At 40.7% G+C, this 17674-nt stretch carries 22 protein-coding genes; 2 read left to right on the plus strand and 20 right to left on the minus strand.

What is annotated here, in order from left to right:
- Positions 1–3: 3 nt before the first annotated feature.
- From aroF to SRRS_RS12800, 9 genes are all read right to left on the minus strand, one after another.
- Positions 4–1032, minus strand: a complete 1029-nt coding sequence (aroF, locus tag SRRS_RS12760; protein WP_371369360.1) for a 3-deoxy-7-phosphoheptulonate synthase — start codon at positions 1030–1032, stop codon at positions 4–6.
- A 122-nt stretch (positions 1033–1154) separates the two neighbouring features.
- Positions 1155–1712 (minus strand): hypothetical protein, encoded by a 558-nt coding sequence (locus tag SRRS_RS12765; protein WP_371369362.1) that lies wholly within the window; start codon positions 1710–1712, stop codon positions 1155–1157.
- 21 nt (positions 1713–1733) lie between these two features.
- Complete coding sequence (locus SRRS_RS12770) at positions 1734–2981, minus strand: NAD(P)/FAD-dependent oxidoreductase (RefSeq protein WP_371369363.1); 1248 nt, start codon at positions 2979–2981, stop codon at positions 1734–1736.
- 77 nt (positions 2982–3058) lie between these two features.
- Positions 3059–3793, minus strand: coding sequence for a pseudouridine synthase (locus SRRS_RS12775; protein WP_371369365.1), 735 nt, complete (start codon positions 3791–3793; stop codon positions 3059–3061).
- Positions 3794–3821: 28 nt separating this feature from the next.
- Complete coding sequence (locus tag SRRS_RS12780; RefSeq protein ID WP_371369366.1) at positions 3822–4805, minus strand: hypothetical protein; 984 nt, start codon at positions 4803–4805, stop codon at positions 3822–3824.
- A 14-nt stretch (positions 4806–4819) separates the two neighbouring features.
- Positions 4820–6100, minus strand: coding sequence for an FAD-dependent oxidoreductase (locus tag SRRS_RS12785; RefSeq protein ID WP_371369368.1), 1281 nt, complete (start codon positions 6098–6100; stop codon positions 4820–4822).
- A gap of 108 nt (positions 6101–6208) precedes the next feature.
- Positions 6209–6745 carry a spore maturation protein gene (locus SRRS_RS12790; protein ID WP_371369369.1) on the minus strand — a complete coding sequence of 179 codons (537 nt, stop codon included), beginning with the start codon at positions 6743–6745 and terminating at the stop codon, positions 6209–6211.
- Positions 6746–6764: 19 nt separating this feature from the next.
- Positions 6765–7346: a nucleoside recognition domain-containing protein gene (locus SRRS_RS12795; RefSeq protein ID WP_371369370.1), complete on the minus strand. Its 582-nt coding sequence runs from the start codon at positions 7344–7346 to the stop codon at positions 6765–6767.
- A gap of 71 nt (positions 7347–7417) precedes the next feature.
- The gene (locus SRRS_RS12800; RefSeq protein ID WP_371369372.1) at positions 7418–8566 is read right to left on the minus strand and encodes a D-alanyl-D-alanine carboxypeptidase family protein; all 1149 of its coding nucleotides are present in this window, start codon (positions 8564–8566) and stop codon (positions 7418–7420) included.
- 172 nt (positions 8567–8738) lie between these two features.
- Here SRRS_RS12800 and SRRS_RS12805 point away from each other — a divergent pair, with 172 nt between their 5' ends.
- Entirely contained in the window at positions 8739–8927 is a 189-nt protein-coding gene (locus tag SRRS_RS12805; protein WP_371369374.1) for a rubrerythrin family protein, read from the plus strand.
- A 67-nt stretch (positions 8928–8994) separates the two neighbouring features.
- Here SRRS_RS12805 and ytfJ read toward each other — a convergent pair whose 3' ends face one another.
- The 6 genes from ytfJ to SRRS_RS12835 all read right to left on the minus strand — a co-directional run bounded on the left by ytfJ (position 8995) and on the right by SRRS_RS12835 (position 13079).
- Complete coding sequence (ytfJ, locus tag SRRS_RS12810; RefSeq protein WP_371369376.1) at positions 8995–9435, minus strand: GerW family sporulation protein; 441 nt, start codon at positions 9433–9435, stop codon at positions 8995–8997.
- Positions 9428–10105, minus strand: coding sequence for a DUF2953 domain-containing protein (locus tag SRRS_RS12815; RefSeq protein WP_371369378.1), 678 nt, complete (start codon positions 10103–10105; stop codon positions 9428–9430). Before SRRS_RS12815 ends, ytfJ begins: the two co-directional genes overlap by 8 nt.
- Positions 10106–10222: 117 nt before the next feature.
- Entirely contained in the window at positions 10223–10747 is a 525-nt protein-coding gene (gene scpB, locus SRRS_RS12820) for an SMC-Scp complex subunit ScpB (protein ID WP_371369380.1), read from the minus strand.
- Positions 10748–10751: 4 nt separating this feature from the next.
- Positions 10752–11459: a ScpA family protein gene (locus tag SRRS_RS12825; protein ID WP_371369382.1), complete on the minus strand. Its 708-nt coding sequence runs from the start codon at positions 11457–11459 to the stop codon at positions 10752–10754.
- 6 nt (positions 11460–11465) lie between these two features.
- Complete coding sequence (gene trpS, locus SRRS_RS12830; protein WP_371369384.1) at positions 11466–12443, minus strand: tryptophan--tRNA ligase; 978 nt, start codon at positions 12441–12443, stop codon at positions 11466–11468.
- 15 nt (positions 12444–12458) lie between these two features.
- A complete protein-coding gene (locus SRRS_RS12835) occupies positions 12459–13079 on the minus strand; it encodes a site-2 protease family protein (RefSeq protein WP_371369385.1) in 621 nt (206 codons plus the stop codon).
- Positions 13080–13259: 180 nt separating this feature from the next.
- Between SRRS_RS12835 and SRRS_RS12840 the strand changes: the two genes are divergently transcribed.
- Positions 13260–14003, plus strand: a complete 744-nt coding sequence (locus SRRS_RS12840) for a hypothetical protein (RefSeq protein WP_371369386.1) — start codon at positions 13260–13262, stop codon at positions 14001–14003.
- A gap of 41 nt (positions 14004–14044) precedes the next feature.
- On the opposite strand, the gene SRRS_RS12845 is transcribed toward SRRS_RS12840, so the two are convergent.
- From SRRS_RS12845 to spoVAE, 5 genes are read right to left on the minus strand one after another with little or no spacing between them, the layout of a single operon-like run.
- Positions 14045–15595 (minus strand): spore germination protein, encoded by a 1551-nt coding sequence (locus tag SRRS_RS12845; RefSeq protein WP_371369388.1) that lies wholly within the window; start codon positions 15593–15595, stop codon positions 14045–14047.
- On the minus strand, positions 15573–16187 hold the full coding sequence (locus SRRS_RS12850; protein ID WP_371369390.1) for a stage V sporulation protein AE: 615 nt from the start codon (positions 16185–16187) through the stop codon (positions 15573–15575). The genes SRRS_RS12845 and SRRS_RS12850 overlap by 23 nt, the downstream gene beginning before the upstream one ends.
- Before the next feature lie 11 nt (positions 16188–16198).
- On the minus strand, positions 16199–16885 hold the full coding sequence (locus SRRS_RS12855) for a hypothetical protein (protein WP_371369392.1): 687 nt from the start codon (positions 16883–16885) through the stop codon (positions 16199–16201).
- Positions 16886–16908: 23 nt separating this feature from the next.
- Positions 16909–17295, minus strand: coding sequence for a hypothetical protein (locus SRRS_RS12860; RefSeq protein WP_371369394.1), 387 nt, complete (start codon positions 17293–17295; stop codon positions 16909–16911).
- An 11-nt stretch (positions 17296–17306) separates the two neighbouring features.
- Positions 17307–17645 carry a stage V sporulation protein AE gene (gene spoVAE, locus SRRS_RS12865; protein WP_371369814.1) on the minus strand — a complete coding sequence of 113 codons (339 nt, stop codon included), beginning with the start codon at positions 17643–17645 and terminating at the stop codon, positions 17307–17309.
- Positions 17646–17674 lie beyond the last annotated feature (29 nt).

The following is a 17674-nucleotide window of genomic DNA, read 5'->3' on the forward strand; positions in this document are numbered from 1 at the left end:
TTACTACTTCTTATTATTTTTGTGTAAAGACCGACCAAGTACAGTAGATAATTTCTCTAATTCTTCCATGAGTTGGGCAAAGTTGTTGGGCGTTAGTGATTGTGGGCCATCTGACAGGGCTTCTTCCGGGCAAGGATGCATTTCAATTAGGAGACCGTCCGCACCTGCTGCTATAGCAGCTTTAGCCATTGGAGTGACCCAGCGCCAACTGCCGGTACCATGACTAGGATCAACGATAACAGGGAGATGGCTTAAATATTTTATTATAGGTACAGCATTCAAATCTAACGTATTACGTGTATAGGTTTCATAAGTACGAATACCCCGTTCACAAAGAACCACTTGATTATTGCCACCTGACATTATATATTCGGCAGCCATTAACCACTCTTCAATAGTAGCTGAAAGGCCTCGTTTGAGAAGGACAGGCTTTTTTGTTATGGCGACTTCTTTTAGTAATACATAGTTTTGCATGTTGCGTGTGCCAATCTGTAACATATCAACACAATCCGCAATAAGGTCGACTTTACGCGGATCGGTAACTTCTGAGACTACAGGAAGTCCTAATTCGCGCCCGACAGTCTTAATGATTTCAAGTCCATCTTTTTCAAGTCCTTGAAAACTATAAGGTGAAGTGCGTGGTTTATAAGCGCCGCCGCGAAGCATGGCTGCTCCGGCCGCTTTGGCGTCGACACCTGCTTGATAAAGTTGATCGTAGCTTTCGATGGCACAGGGACCGGCAATGACAGGGATGCTGTCACTGCCAAAATGGGCATCGCCGACAGTAACTACCGTATTATTTTGTTGAAACTCCCGACTTACCAATTTATAAGGGGTTTCAACGATAACGACCTTATCAACACCCGGCATTCTTTCATATAATTCGGGATTACATGCGGACAAATTTCCACTCGCAGTGATAATAGTTTTATCCGAACTGGTTATCAAGTGACTGTCTAAACCCAACTGACAAAGCTTGTCCATTACCCGGCTAATTTGATCTGCAGTGGGTGCGTTCATCATTATAATCATTGCAGGCCTCCACAAATATCCAAAAATGTATTATTTATAATTCCCTATCCAACAGAAATTTCCTCCAATCTTTGTAATTAGTTAGGAGGTTTTATAACTATTTCATCTTGCTCCGGAATTAATTATTTTTTAAAAATAACCTTACCTACGACGATAATATTCTTTTGGCTTTCCAACAGGATACCGTCGGCAGGGAAAATAAGATCGTGTTTATGAGTATCAATAACAAATTGAGCCGGAGTTTGCATTTGTGAAGCATCAATTTCAATATAGTCACCATCAAATATAGTAATATCAACTTTTCCTTTACCGAAGTTTCCAACTGCCTCACCATTTACTGTAACAAGTGCATCAGCTTGTGACGGAGGGGTAATCATCCGGATTGTGATATCCTTGTTTGGTCGTAATGACCGTATAGATTTGGCAACAACTTTGTTTACTGGATTCGTAGTTTTATCCGGGTTAGGCCAGGGTACATCAGCAGCATACATGGTAGCGGGTGAAGTAATTTGCTCTCCCTCTAATTTATCTGCTAAGGAAAGGTATTTCCGCGTTTCTCCATTTAACAGGAGTACTTGAACAACTAGCACAAGAATAACGGCAATGGTTGCTAGTTTTATAAGCAGCCGGTCTATAGTGGAAAATTGTGCGCGGCGAAATTTATCGTTCCTGTTTTCCATACCCATTCCCCTGTCCTAAAACTATATATTTCGAGTGGTAACTGAATGTTTCCCGGCAACGTACCCTGTAGAAAAAGCAGCTTGGAGATTAAAGCCACCAGTGTAGCCATCAATATCAATAACTTCTCCGGCAAAGAATAATCCGGATATTAATTTTGACTCCATTGTTTTAGCATTAATTTCTTTGGTACCCACTCCGCCGGCTGTTACTATGGCTTCGGCTACTGGTCTGGTTCGCGAAATTATAAAGGTTAAATGCCGCAAGACATTGAGGAATCGTAATCGTTCTTCTTTGGTGATTTGATGGACGAATTTATCCGGGTCAAGGAAAGCTAGATCAATAACAACAGGTATTAATTTGGCTGGAAGTAATTCGTGTAATGCATTTTTTATCTGTTTTCGGGCGAATTTAGCAAAATCCCGTTGGAGTCGCTTGTCCAATGTATCTTCGTTAAGCGCCGGCTTAAGGTTGATTTCTATCATTACTTCGTGACGAGGTGTTGCCGCGAACAACTCGGACACTTTTTTGCTTAAGGATAAGATTATAGGGCCTGACAGGCCATAATGGGTGAACAACATTTCGCCAAATTCTTCAGCAGCCTTTTTCCCATCGCTAACTACGGTTGCTGTCACATTCTTTAAGGATAACCCCTGAAGTTCGGTAATCCACTCTTCTTCAACTTCGAGCGGCACTAAGGAAGGTTTAATCGGCACAATGGTATGACCTGCTGATTGAGCCAACCGGTAACCATCGCCGGACGAACCTGTACCAGGATAGGAAGCACCACCTGTTGCGATAATCACAGCATCTGCTTTATATTCAGCATCTGCGGTGGCTGCGCCGATTATTCGATTATTTTCGATTATTAATTTTTTTACCGTGTGATCTGTTTTCACAGTCACCTTTAGTTTTGATAACTCTTTGGCAAAGGTTTTAATGACATCTTTGGCTTGGTCGCTCACCGGAAAAACACGTCCACCACGTTCAACTTTGGTGGATAGCCCGGCTTGGTTTAAGAAATCAGTGATGTCTTGATTGCTAAATGCATGAAATGAACTATATAAGAAGGCTCCATTTCCCGGCATATTTTTGACTAAATCCGAGAGTTCACAGCTGTTAGTAATATTACATCGGCCTTTGCCGGTAATAAGAATTTTTCGGCCAATGCTTTTCATTTTTTCTAATATTGTTACATGAGCTCCATGCTGTGCGGCGCTGACTGCGGCCATAAGGCCGGCGGCTCCACCGCCGATAATAAGAACGTGCATGTTTCACACTCGCTTTTCCGTAATTTTTTAAACTAGCAAAAAACCCTTATTTACCTCCGAAATAAGGGTGGAGAGATTTAGCTGTTTTTTTTCTTTGCTAATCGCTTTAACTCTTCGATTTCACCGGCAAGCAGCTGGCGGTACTGCCCCCGGCGAAGGCCTTCTAGCGTTAGAAAGGCAAATTTTACGCGCTTCAGATTTTTTACTGGATAACCAATAGCCTCACACATGCGGCGAATTTGTCTGTTTTTTCCTTCATAAATGACAAGCTCCAATGTGGTTAGTTCTTTTTCCTGGTCGATGGCTACAATGTTGATTTTTGCGGGAGCGGTTACACCATCTTCTAATTTTATTCCCGCTCTTAATTTATCAAGCTTCTCTTCAGGCGGAAAACCTTGGACTTTAGCTAAGTATGTTTTGGCAATTTCGTGACTAGGATGGGTTAAGGCGTGGGTCAAATCGCCATCATTAGTCATAATAAGCAGTCCCTCAGTATTATAATCCAGCCTTCCAACCGGGTAGATTCTTTCCGAAATAGCGGCAACAAGCGTAGCTACCGTTTTTCGTCCCCGGGGATCATCTAATGTTGTTACAACCCCTTTGGGTTTATAAAGTAAGATATAAACATTCTTTTCGGCTTTAAGCGGTTTACCATCTACGGTGACCCGATCCCGTTTAGGCTCAATTTTGCTGCCAAGTTCGGTAACAATTTTTCCGTTAACAGTTACTTTTCCTTCTTTAATGAGTTCTTCAGCATCTCGCCGGGAAGCAACACCAGCTTGTGCAATAACTTTCTGCAAACGTTCCAACATAGAAATTCTACGCCTACTTTCAAACTTATTATTCTTGGTTGAATTGACTAAAATCAGTCTGAACTTTACAAGTTCGTACTCGCCTATTGTCTTTGGTTTTGCGTTCACAACTACCACAGATTCCTTCACCGCAACACATAGTAGTATTGTTGGTAGCAGCCATTGGCAGATTAACTCCGGCTGTCTGCATGGCGGCAATAATCCCGTAATGCTGATCATCAGGTCCGGCGCTGACGATGAGTTCGGGGCATTCTTGGTTAGCAGTAAGAATTTCGGATAGAATATGCATACCAAAGTGACGCATAGAGGTTACTTCTTGGACCTTGATACCAAGGCTGGCAAGTTCGTCGGCAATGAATATTTTGCCGATTTTACCCGGAGCAATTATAGCTTTGACCTTATTGTTTTTTTGGGTAAGTCGGTAAGCTATTGATACAGCGGGTGGCTGTCCCATACCCCCAGTTATTAATAATATTTTACCATTATCTATATTGTCAATCCAGGGTTGACCAAAAATACCATTATAATACGGTCCTCGCACTAGTACCTGGTGATTGTCATTTGCTAACAAGCGAGCAGACTTGGGGCCGATGGTTTCAACAACTACTTGGATAGTGTTACCGGTTACTTTCATAATACCTACGGGAAAATGGTAGAAATGTTGATCAGATGGTCTTCTTAAGAATACAAACGAACCGCATTTTTCAACTGCTTGAGCTAGTTCTGAGGATATTTCTATTTCTAATAGGTATGTATGTTCAGAAATTTTTTCTTTAATAACAAATTCGGTATCAGATTCCAAACGCGTAGGTGCATCGGCATCAACAAGACGGTTTTGTTTTTTTGTCTGCCACTGTTTTTCATATAGTATGCACATTCCGCTCCAGTTACAGTCACACACAGGTTCACCTTTTAAATGACTGCAAAAGGTGCAGTGATTTGTTTCCGAAAGCAAACAGGGACAGTAGGGTGAGTTGATATCAATACACTTCATTGTTAATTTATTAAGCATTTTCACCCCTCCTGTTATACCAAACATGTATTATAAACATCATTTAGCCCGGCTTTGATGACCCGATCATTAATTTCACTGCGTTGTGCGGAATAAAGGCCTAATTTTTTCATGCGTTCAAAATATATTGATCCAGAGAATGTGTATCTTAGTTTAATCCCCTCTTCTGTTTTCATTTGTTCGTGGATATAGTTAATAAAATCGCCAGAAGTTAGTTCTGGTGGCAGTTCGAGATACTGCATATCAAGGCAACAGCGAACAGCATTGTGCCCGCTCAAAAGCCCTGTTACAACTGCCTCCGTATGCCCCACCAGTATCCCTGATTTTTCACCTGCACAGAATAAATTGTCTATTCCATCAACCTTGAGTGAGTTGCTGCATGGAGCGATGCCTAAATAACGCATAGAATTGCCTACTCCTCCGGAATAGGGGTCTTCGTACCGTGCGCGTTCCAGTCCGGGGATTGTTCTTAACATATCCAAGGGGAAAAATGGTGTCATAAGTTTAGCATGGCCTGTATCAATCAAAACAATATTTTCAGCATAATCTGCAATGGCATACTGGGAGCATGCTTTTTTACCAAGCATACCTGATTTTTTGAGATTTTCCGGCAGAGGTATAACTACCATACCCTCTTTTTCTAATTGCTCTTTTAGTTCCGGACTAAGAGAGTCTTTATTTAATTTGCAGGAGCCGCTCATTGCTCCATAGGTTCCATCGGCCTTTTTACCCATTATTTCTTTTACTTCAGCTTTGGCGGAGATACTTACTCTTGGACCAAAGGTCGGACAGCGAAGAATACACATTGCACAACCATGGCCATATTTTAAGCAATTTCCCATGGGTCCAGATGTGCCGCTGGTGTCAATGAATGCATCACCGGAGATAACCTCATCATTATCGTCGGCAAGGGATTGAATTTTTTTACCGTATTTCACCACGCTGGAAACCCTTGTTCTGGTTTTTATTTCAATACCATAGTTTTGTAAGATTTTTTTGACTAGCGGTTCCATGGTAGTTACATCATAGAACGAAGCGTGGCTGTGCCCGGGAAAGTTAATTCCCCGATGCCTGGAATTAGCATCCATAGCAACAAATAGATCCCCACCGCCCATCGCGATGGCTTCTTCTGCTGCTGTAAATCTGCCGTTGTTGCGAAAAATACCGCCGACCAGGCCGGTTCCTAATAACAAATCGGTGCGCTCAAGCAAAACTACCTGTGCCCCGGCTTTAGCGGCTGATAGCGCTGCGGCACAGCCAGCCCAGCCACCCCCAACTACCACGACTTTTATCATGGACTCCCCTCCCATTTCCTGCGTTAAAATCACATTACAGTGTATTCGCCTATAGGGGAAGTGCCACTATTGATGGTATAGAAAAAACTGGTAACTTTAGGTTACCAGCTAGGTAAATAAATATTGACATATATAAACTGAAATAAAAAAACTTGCTATGTCGCCAGATAGTCCTACAATAATAGCATAACGGGGATTACTGACGGAAACTGCACCAAAATAAACGGTAAGTACGTAGAAAGTTGTATCTGTGCTTGCTAAGACGGTAGAGGCAATTTTCCCAACAAGTGAGTCAGGACCATAAGTATTCAAAAGTTCTGTCGCTAGACCAAGCGAGCCAGTGCCTGATAATGGCCGCATAATTGCGAGTGGAACTAAATCAGACGGAACTCCCAATACCCTAAGTACCGGCTCCATAAATGACACACAAGCATCCATTGCACCAGACGCTCGAAAAATACTTATAGCTACCAGCATTGCCACTAGGCATGGCAAAATACGGATAGCTGTATGGAAGCCTTCTCCTGCACCTTCAACAAAAGCTTCGTATACTTTAACTTTTCGTAGATAGCCAATTATTGGGATAATTAACAACACAGCAGGAATTGCCCATACGGATAATTGTTCGCACAATTCCACCAACATCGATGTGTAACCTCCCTGACTACCGATTAAACAAGGCTCGGCACAGCCTATCAACTATGAGAACCAATATGGTAGCAAACAAACTAACAAATAATGTTGGCCCTACGATCTCAGTAGGGTTAACCGAACCGGCAGCTGACCGTAAAGCAATTATTGTGGCAGGCACTAGAGTAAACCCGGTAGTACATAAAGCCAGCAAGGTACACATGGCCGGTGTTGCTGTATCTTTTTTGGGGTTAAGGGTTTGTAATTGCTGCATGGCTTTGATGCCAAGAGGGGTAACGGCGTTGCCAAGTCCAAGCATATTGGCACTGATTGTCATAATAATTGCACCCATAGCCGGATGATTCTTAGGCACGCTGGGAAAAAGTAAACCGATAATAGGATTTAAAATATAGGAAATAACTTTAATTAAACCGGATAATTCGGCAATTCTCATAATACCGAGCCATAAACACATCACACCAATCAAGTTAATTGACAGTTCCACAGCACTTTTAGCAGCGCTAATAGCGCTGGTTGTGACAACTTCAATCCGACCATTGATACCGGCATATATAATGCCGCAGGCCATTAGGACTAGCCAAATTACGTTAATCATAAGCATCACCCATTATGATGTTATGAGCATGGATTTCATACTAGAACGTAAAAAGGACGCAATAAGCGTCCTTAGGCTAAACGAGCAATTACAAAATTGACAAAGCCCCGTACTGATCCCAAAAGCAACCCGAAAAATGATTTTCTTTCCACTGATTTATCAGCGACTAAGTCAGCTCTGGCTATTTCTACATTGTTGTACATAACCTTAACGATGCCTAGCTTTTGTCCTTCTGAGACAGGGGCATCAATTTTATTAGGTGCACAAATAACGGTAGTAAACTTACTATGGTCATTTTCAGTCATAGCTACAGCAATATCAGTAGCTGCCAGTAATTTAACGTCATCTGTTTTTCCTTCGTTTATTTTAACTGTTTTTAAAATATCGTTTTTATTAATAAGAGGCACTTGTTCAAGCTGGGAAAAACCATAATCTAATAGGTTTATCGAGTCATTCCACATGCGTTCGCTATCTAATACTACGGCAATAAGCTGAATACCGTTTCTCTTTGCTCCCGATATCAGACAACGGCCTGCCGCGTCGGTATATCCTGTTTTTACACCATTTGCTCCATCATATAACCATAGCATTTTATTTTCGTTATATAAATCCCGATCATGATCTTTGCCTGGCCAAGGAATAACTTTATGCTGGGTAGAAACAATTTGCGCAAATATTGGGTTTTTATACCCATATGCTGTAATTTTTGCTAAGTCATGTGCTGTGGAATAGTGATTTTCGCTAGGAAGACCACTGGTATTAGTAAAATTACTGTTTACTGCTCCGATAGAATGAGCCTTCTCGGTCATAAGCTTTGCGAAGTTATCCACAGATCCCGAGATATGTTCGGCAACAGCCACTGTAGCGTCATTGCCAGAGATAAGCATAATTCCGTACAACATATCTAACAGCTTTAGTTGCTCTCCTTGTGAAAGCCACAAGGAGGAACCTTCTGTGCTGGCAGAATTGGCACTGGCAGTAACGATATCATCGAGTTTACCGTACTCTAATGCAGTAATTAAGGTGATGGCCTTGGTGGTACTAGCAGGATAACGCCGTTCATCGGCGTTTTTTTCATAAAGCACTTTCCCTGTTGCGGCTTCAATTACAATTGCAGATTTAGCCGTAATATCCGGCAGCGGTGGTTGCGCCAATACTGTTGTGGGAAGCATTGTAAGATACGTTAATAACAGTATTCCGAGTTTAAATAGTCGTCGCATCAATTTTTTAATCCTTTCCTATAGGATAAGACAAACACTATTATATAATGTATTTCGCCGCAGGTCAAAAATAGGAATTACCAAGCTTGTCTAATTTTGGTATGTAATAATCCTGGCATTAATTAAACTTTTGACGGAGATAATAGTAACAAACTCAAGGAGGTGATTAATAATGGAAATGCTAGACATTAAAACATCCTTACGTAATACTCTTACGCAAAAGCAAGAACTTGTGCGTGATTACCAGTCTTATGCCGATCGTGTAAATGACAAAGAAGTAGCTAAAATGTTTAAACATTTTGCTGAGGCAGAAGCACTGCACGCAACTCAAATCAAAGATAAACTCGATGAATTAGCTTAATAATTTACTAGATTTATATGTAAAAACCCACACCTTTATGTGTGGGTTTTAAAAATATATCAGTTAATTACAGGTGAGTCGAATGTTGAGGGTCATACTGCGTTTCAGCAGTTTCAGCAAGTTCATCCAAATCATCGTTTTTGTTAAATATATCTTCCAATTTATTAATAACCTGAGGAACCATATCAATAAGGCGATCATAAAGCAGATTACTTTCTACCGACATAAACCGTACGCCGCTAGTTGGGGAGCATACCAAAAAGCCAACTGGTTTAACACTAATACCGGCACCGCTGGCACCACCAAACGGATGGTTCGAAGCAGCTGGTTCTTCAGCCTCATAGTCCCCGCCGCCAGCCGCAAAACCAAATGCTACACGAGAAATAGGAACTATGACTGTTCCGTCCGGAGTTTCTACCGCATCGCCGACAATGGTATTTACATCCACCATACCTTTTATACTTTCCATAGCGGTTTTCATCAAACCTTGTATAGGATGTTCAGCCACTGCGAGTCGCCTCCCTGTTTAATAATTTTGTTATTCTTGCTATAGTTGCAGTAATAACATTGCCAAGTCTTATTCTGAATATACACTTTAGCTCTACTTCAAAATGACTCTTGTTAAATAATGGGATTAAATTTACGTCGGGTTTAGTATCTAAGATTAGTCGATGACGCATAGAAAACAGCATCTTTTCCACCAGCCCTCCGAATACTCCCAGCATAATACCAGTAAATGCAGCATCATCGAACCCATATTTTACATTTATATAAAATTTCTCACAATGGATGTTCCGGGATAACTTATCAATGTAGCTGAGATAACTTTTAACAAAGCGATTAGTTGTGCTATAAATATGTAAAAAACGTTGTGGGTCAAGAAACAATATTTTCATAAGCTTTTTGACGAAGCGTTGTTCACCTGATATATGTGGCTCAGTCTTGCTGTCAGTAGTTTTAATTTCTGACGAAATCCAGGGTAAATCATTGTATTCTTTGATCTCGATTACCGGTATTTTAATAGAATAGCTGATGATTCTGCGTAACGCATATACTGTAACGGAAACAAAGTCATCATCTTTTTTGCGACAAAAATGCAAATCAATATACACACTGACTCGCAAAAGCGCAAACATCAAAATAAAGGTGGTTGTCAAGACCAATAGCCAACTGCTCATTTTCTCACCTCTTTGCTAACTATATAGATTCTTTACAGTCCTGCAAAGAAGTATGCGTTTTTGCAATTAAATACATAAGAATAAATCCATAAAAAAAGACAACCATATTGGTTGTCTTTAGCTAATGTTAGGAAGTAATGCAGATATGTCTGGTAAATCTTCTAAGCTTCGCAGACCAAAGCATTGAAGAAATTCATTTGTGGTACCGTACAAAATAGGGCGACCGATTGCTTCTTTACGTCCTATTTCTTTGATGAGCATACGTTCTAGCAATGTAGTAATTACCCTATCCGCTTTAACTCCGCGAATACCTTCAATTTCTTGTTTGGTTACGGGTTGCTTAAAAGCCACAATTGCCAAAGTCTCTAAAGCAGCTGTTGATAGCTTACTGTCTTGGACTTCTGCCAGCTTATTAACAATATCAACAAGAATAGGCTTAGTACAAAGTTGATATCCTTCGCCGACTTCAACAATTACTAACCCCCGCTCTTCGGGTTTCATAGCCTCCGACATTTCAGCAATTAACGCATGTACATGATCAATATGGATATTTAAGATCGCAGCAATTTTCTCTGCTGGGAGCGGCTGGCCACTGGCAAATAGTAGGGCTTCAACTGCACCTTGCAAATGCCGGTAAAACATTTTGTCACTCCTTTAAACTAAGGCGGATGGAAGTGAATTGCTTTTCTTGATGAATAACTATCCGCCTTAATCTGACTAGCTCAAGTAAAGCTAAAAAGGCAGCAATAAATTCTGAACGGGAGCCTGTCCGGATAATAGTTTTACTAAAATCCATGCTTCCGTTATTATTTCTCAGCAGCGTGATAATATCATGCATTTTGTCTTTAACACTAATTTCCTCGGGTGCTATTAGGGCAAATTCAGGAGCTGCGCTTTCCCAAAGGGCTGCAAAGGCTTTTAATAGATCATCAAGACATAAGCCTTCAGGCAAAGGAAACTGCTTAGCAAACTCTTGCGGTATTCGAAAGAAATATTTACTTCTTTCATTATTAAGTTGATCAAGAGTTTCTGCAAATTGTTTAAATTTCCGATATTCAATCAGACGTTCTACTAATTCTTGCCGCGGATCTACTACCTCATCGGTTATTTCGTCAATAACCGGGCGTGGCAATAGCATGCGTGATTTTATTTGCAGCAGAGTTGCCGCCATAACTAAAAATTCACTGGCAATTTCAATATTGAAATCTTCCATGGCCTTTAGATAGTCTAAGTATTGTTTAGTTACTGTAGCTATGGGAATGTTGTAGATATCAATCTGACTCTTTTCGATTAGATGCATTAGTAAGGCTAATGGTCCCTCAAAAACTTCTAATTTAATCTTATAGTCAGACATACATAACTAGCCTAAATTCATTACTGATTTGACTTCATCCATGGTGGCCGATGCTAACTTTCTGGCGCGTTCAGCCCCATAAGCTAAAATTTCTTTTATTTTGCCAGGTTTAAGAGACAGCTCTTTACGGCGGCCATGAACATCAGCAAGTGTTGAAACCATCTTTTCAGCCAGTCGTTTTTTACAGTCTACGCAGCCAATACCGGCGTTGCGGCAATGTACGGCAATTTCGTTTTGCTCCGGACTAAATATCTTATGAAAAGTATATACAGTACAAATATCAGGATCACCAGGATCGGTTTTCTTAATGCGTTTAGGATCAGTTACCATAAGCCGAACACGAGAATGCAGTTCATCCGATTCAGCGGCATAAGGGATTTCATTACCGTACGATTTGCTCATCTTGCGCCCATCAATGCCTGGCAGGAGCGGACTTAAGATTGCCTGAGGCTCGGGAAATACCGGTTTGTATATATTAGCAAAACGGCGAACAATCTCTCGTGTCAGTTCAAGATGCGGTATTTGGTCCTCAGCTACAGGAACAGCGTCAGCCTTATATAGCATTATGTCGGCAGCCATCAGTTCCGGGTAACCCAGAAAACCATAAGTATTGATTTCTTTACCCATTTCCCCCAATTGCTGTAATTTATCCTTGTAGGTAGGGACGCGTTCCAACCAGGACAGCGGTGTCATCATTGATAGTAACAGATGCAATTCAGCATGCTCTTTTACATGGGATTGTATAAAAATAATATTTTTTTCCGGATCAAGACCGGCGCTAAACCAGTCAAGAGCCATATTTTCAATACGCTCTGGGAGTTTACTCGTATTTTCGTATGAAGATGTAAGTGCATGCCAGTCTACTATTGAATAAACACAATTATATTCTTCCTGGAGTTTTATCCAGTTGGTAAGCACCTGATAGTTTCCCATATGAAAATTTCCTGACGGCTGCATACCGCTAAAAATACGACCTTTAGCCACGTTAATCTCCTCCTATTACAAAATTGTCATAACTATTGTGTTAATCATATACGCCAAACCTCTTTCTAGAGGGTAGGTAATCATACCAATAACACCAACATAAACAAGCGCCATCAAAATGAAAGGTCCATATTGTTCCATTTGATCAAATATTTGACCTTGTCTTTCAGGCAGTATGCTGGCAAGTACTTTTGAGCCGTCAAGAGGCGGAATTGGTACTAAATTGAAGATCGCAAGGATAATGTTATAACTATATGTCATCCACAAAACCTTTACCCAATTTCCACTTAATAACTGAAGTTTTGCTAATAAGCCAATCAAAAAAGCGGTTATCAAAGCCAGCAACATATTTGCTACCGGGCCGGCTAGTGATACTATTAACGTGCCTTGACGGTAATTTTTAAAATAGCTGGGATTGATTGGTACCGGTTTGGCCCAGCCAAATTTGAAAAGCCATAACATTAACAACCCAAGCGCGTCTAGGTGTGCGACGGGATTAAGTGTTAACCGCCCCATAAACCGTGGGGTCGGATCTCCTAAAGTAACTGCCGCTCTGGCATGAGCATATTCGTGTACCGTTAGGGCTATTAGAAGCGCCGGGATACGGAATATCATATCTGCATCAAGACCAAACAAATGAATGTCCTCCTTATACTTTCACACAATGTACTACTAAATTATACTAAAAAAGCTATAAAAAGCAAAATAAATCGTTGACATTTTTTTATACTAAAAGTAGTAAAAGATGCTCAGAATAGATATATTGGGCTAACTTGATAGTAGGTGCCCTATATAGAAGGGAGGTATTTAATTACTATGCGGGTAACATTCTCGGTAAAAATTGTAACAGTTACTCTGATTTTATCATTTTTGATGAGTGGCTGCAGCTTATTGTCTGGGCCTGCTGCCAAGCCGGAAGTTGGTCCGGCTGGAAAACCGGTGGAATCGAAGCCGAATCCTCCTTTTTTAGAAAGACTTTACTCAGCCCCTGTCGAGCTTTATGACCTAGAGGCTACTGCCGGAGTAGTATTTGAGGGAATTAACAAAGAAAATTGGAATCAAGCTCAGGAAAGTATCGCTAATCTGCAAAATTTATGGCAGCAAGCTAAAGTTTCTGTTGGTGAGAAAAAAGGAGTTAAGGAAGGTGACGAAGCAATTACCAAACTGACAGCCGCTATTAATGACAAAAAAGCAACCGAGTCTTATGAAAGTCTTATTAAATTTATGGGCAGTGTCGGCGATATCGGTAAGTCATACAAACTTTCGCCAATATCTGACATCATCGCTGTCGGCAATGCAATCCGTAATGTCAGTTTCTATGTAGAGGATAAGGATTGGCAAAAGGCAGCAAGCAAAGTAAAAGAACTACAAGGTACGTGGGGACAAGTTAAACCAAGTATGGAACAAGTTGGGATCTTAGGAGAGATAACTAAAACACATGCATTAGTAAATCAAATGAGAGATGCAGTAAACGCCGAGAACAAAGGATCATTTTTAGATTTACAAGCTAATATTAATGAAAGCATGGGCCGAATCCGTAATTTTTTCAGAGGCAAATAACCGATAAAGAAAATGCCGCCTGCCAGTGCAGACGGCGTTTTTTATTTTTTCTTATCCTTCTTTTTATTATTATCCTTGTCGTCGGTATCGTCTTGTTTGTTATTTTTTACGCCAGCACTTTCAAGACGGTCTTGGTCTTGGGGTTTAAGTACTGCCGGCCGTAAAATTTTATTGGGTATAGGTAAGCGAAATAAAACATCTTTCATAGCACTGAAATTAAAAGGCAATAACGGCCACAAATAAGGAATGTTAAATGATTTTGTTGTCAGCATAAGCAGGAATACGGCTGCTATCCCGCCAATAAATCCGGGCAGTTTAAACATCATTACCAAGACAATAATCATAACCCGAAAGAGCCGCATCGCCATAGCAAATTCCATACTAGGTGTTGCGAATGCACCTACTGCTGCAACCGCTGTATAGAAGATTATTTCATTACCAAATAAGCCTACTTTGGTAGCAAATTCACCTAGCATGAAAGCGCCAATAAACCCGAGAGCAGTCGATTGTGCTGTAGGAACATGTACTGTGGCCATTCTTACCAACTCAATACCGAATTCGGCTAAGATGAATTGGATACCAATGGGAATGACTCCTGAATCCTGGGGACCTAAGAAGGAAAGTGATTCAGGCAGTAAATGTCTGTTTAAAACCAATGCCAGCCACAAGGGTGGCAATATTAGAGATAATATAACACCTGCTAATCTAACCAAACGTAAATAGGAGCCAACAACTACATTCTGATGGTATTCTTCAACATGTTGAACGTGATGCCATAAAGTTGTTGGCAGAATCATTATATTTGGGGAAGTATCTACAAGCACGCATACATGACCCTCGAGTAAATGAACTGCCGCGACATCAGGTCTTTCGGTATATCGTACTTTGGGCAGCGGATTCCATTTACTACCGGCAACAATATACTCTTCTATCGCTTTTTCAGCCATAGGAATACCGTCAATGTTAATATTATTCAGCCTGTCTTTGACAGTAGCTACTAGATCTGAGTTAGTAATGTCTTTAATATAACAAACGGCAATATCACATTGCGAACGTGTTCCAATCTTTACGATTTCGAATCTGAGATTAGGATCGCGCAAACGCCTACGGATTAATGCTGTATTAAAAACAAGAGTCTCCACAAAAGAATCACGTGACCCTCTTGTTACTTTTTCAATATTTGATTCCGCTGGAGTTCTGGCCGGATAAGATCTGGCGTCTAAAACAATTACCTGCTCTTCGCCGTCAACAAAGAATAGAAGTTCACCGGATAAAAGGCTAGTTACTGCATCATTCATATTTTCAACTAGCTTAGCTTGGGAGTGGGTGGCACGTGAATAAAATAGCTTCTGCATGGTATTTATAGTCAATTCTTCTTGATTATAGGCAGTTAACTCTTCAAATACATTAGATAATACAACGTCATTTGTCATACCGTTAATTGAAAAAGACGCTGCACGCTTTCTGCCTACTCTATATTCACGAAATATTATATCAAAAGTCTCGCCAATACCAAGCTTGTCTTTAATGTAGTTTATGTTAGTATCAATCTCTTTTGCAATTTTTTTCTCATCGGCCATAATCAATGCCACTCCGTTTCAATATCTCCTCAATTGCTTTGCGGGTAATGGGGGCGCCCCGGCTTAAATCATCATGTTTATCCATCTTGCCTATGTCTCCTACACCGATAATTACCGGTACTTCAACATCATTTAGCACATCTACCGTATCACCTGTAATTACTGGTTTACAGTTGCAAGGATCCTTTGCTTTGACTTCTCCCTTTTTATCGACGGAAAAGTCAATCACATGTCCTTGACAATCAATACATGCATCTGCAGGAACTCCGGCGATCCCGGATGTATTTGATGCTACCGCTACTGCTCCTAGCACTTCTATGTCGGGATGATTTGCGACGTATTCAAGGGCTTGTTCACCTTCGGCTTTTTCCTGCCGTCCTTTATCATCGAACATGACAAGTACCGGATCATAAGGGACTGTTTTCAGTAGTTCAACAATTTTTTTCCCGCTAATAGGTGTTGGATTACCTCCTGAAGCTGAAATACATCGTAGTCCTAATGATGCGCCGATATTTTCAACTGCCTGTTGGGCCACTCTATCTCCGTCAGTAACAAGAATTACGCGAATTTTTTTGTTAACCGCTGTGTCCTTGTCTAACTTCAAATTTAATCACCTCATTGACTTTGACTGTTTTCTTCTCCTAACAAACTGCTAATTTTGTTAGCGATTTTTTCGCTTTCGCTTATCACTTGTTTTAGTTTGGTTAAACTTGCTTCAAGCTCGTTAGAAAGCTCATATTGGGCTTGGGCGAGTGCTTGGGCTGCGGTCTGGACGGCAATAGAATTACTATTTTGCCGGTTATTTTGACCGTTAACCTGTCCTTGCCGTTGATTTTGTGTTGAATTATTATTTGTTCCCTGGTTGGAATTGGTTTGATTATTTTGTTTGTTGTTATTGTTAAGCAGCATGCTAAACAAGGTTCGCAACTCTTGGGAAACATCATTTTCGGATTGTAAATCTTCTGCTTGTTGTCCTCCTTGCTGGTTTTGTGATTCTTGCAACTGTTGAGATTCACCGGTTGGCTGCGACGACTGTGAAGCTTGTCCGCCAGAATTATTACTTACATTCAGAGCCCCTTGCAGGCTGGTTAATTGGTAATTAATTTTATTCAAGAGGTCTACAACTTCCTGTGAGTTAACCGTACACGATGTATTGTTTACATTGGCCTGTGCTTGCAAAAAGCCTTTCGCCATATCAGCTATTACCTTCTCGTCAACTTGTTGTGAACGATCTTGGTTTTGTTGTTGTTGATTAGGTTTACTAATATAACTTGCTAATTTGCTTGAAACACGTTTTGTCACCACTTGTCACCCCTCGCTTAAAACTAAAAAAGCTGAAAAAGACTTAAAACTAGTGATATTACTGCAAATCTAAGATTTATTACAGCTAACGGATGTTTTAACATAACCGTTGGATTTACGATATGATTTGTGCTGACAAATTCTATACCTCCCGCAAATTTGCTAATGATGAAATTTGCTAAAGGCCCGCTAATAGTAAAAAGCATAGTTCTTAATCCACCTAAATTAGTTACAGCTGCTGAACTAAAAGCTCCGGCTGTTACAATTTTTTCAACGTTGCCCGCTAAAAAGATTACCATTATAATTTGCCCCATAGCATTTATAACAGCGGCAGCAAATGCGTAGTGCGGGTATCTAATACCTACTAAACATACTGATATCACCAAACCAACAATATCTATGGATAACATGTATTTTGCACCTAACCTTTGGGATTAAACACTAAAGCTACGGCAAGACCAAAGAAAATTGCGGCCGTTATTCCTGTTGCACTTGCTTTGACGGCGCCACTAAAAATTCCCCAGAAGCCAGTCTTGTTGATTTCTTCAATAGTGCCGGAAACCAGTGAATGGCCAAAACCCGGCAGCGGAACGGTAGCTCCTGCTCCGGCTATATCAACCAAGGGCTGATATAGTCCTAATCCGCTTAGAACACCGCCTAATACGACAAACAACACAAGCACGTGAGCTGGTGTGAATGGAGTAAGATCCATAAGAAGCTGACCAATTACACAAATCAAGCCGCCGATAACAAAAGCCATTATATATTCTTGCAAATCAACTTGCCTCC

The sequence above is a fragment of the Sporomusa rhizae genome (genome assembly GCF_041428845.1).
GTDB lineage: Bacteria > Bacillota > Negativicutes > Sporomusales > Sporomusaceae > Sporomusa > Sporomusa rhizae.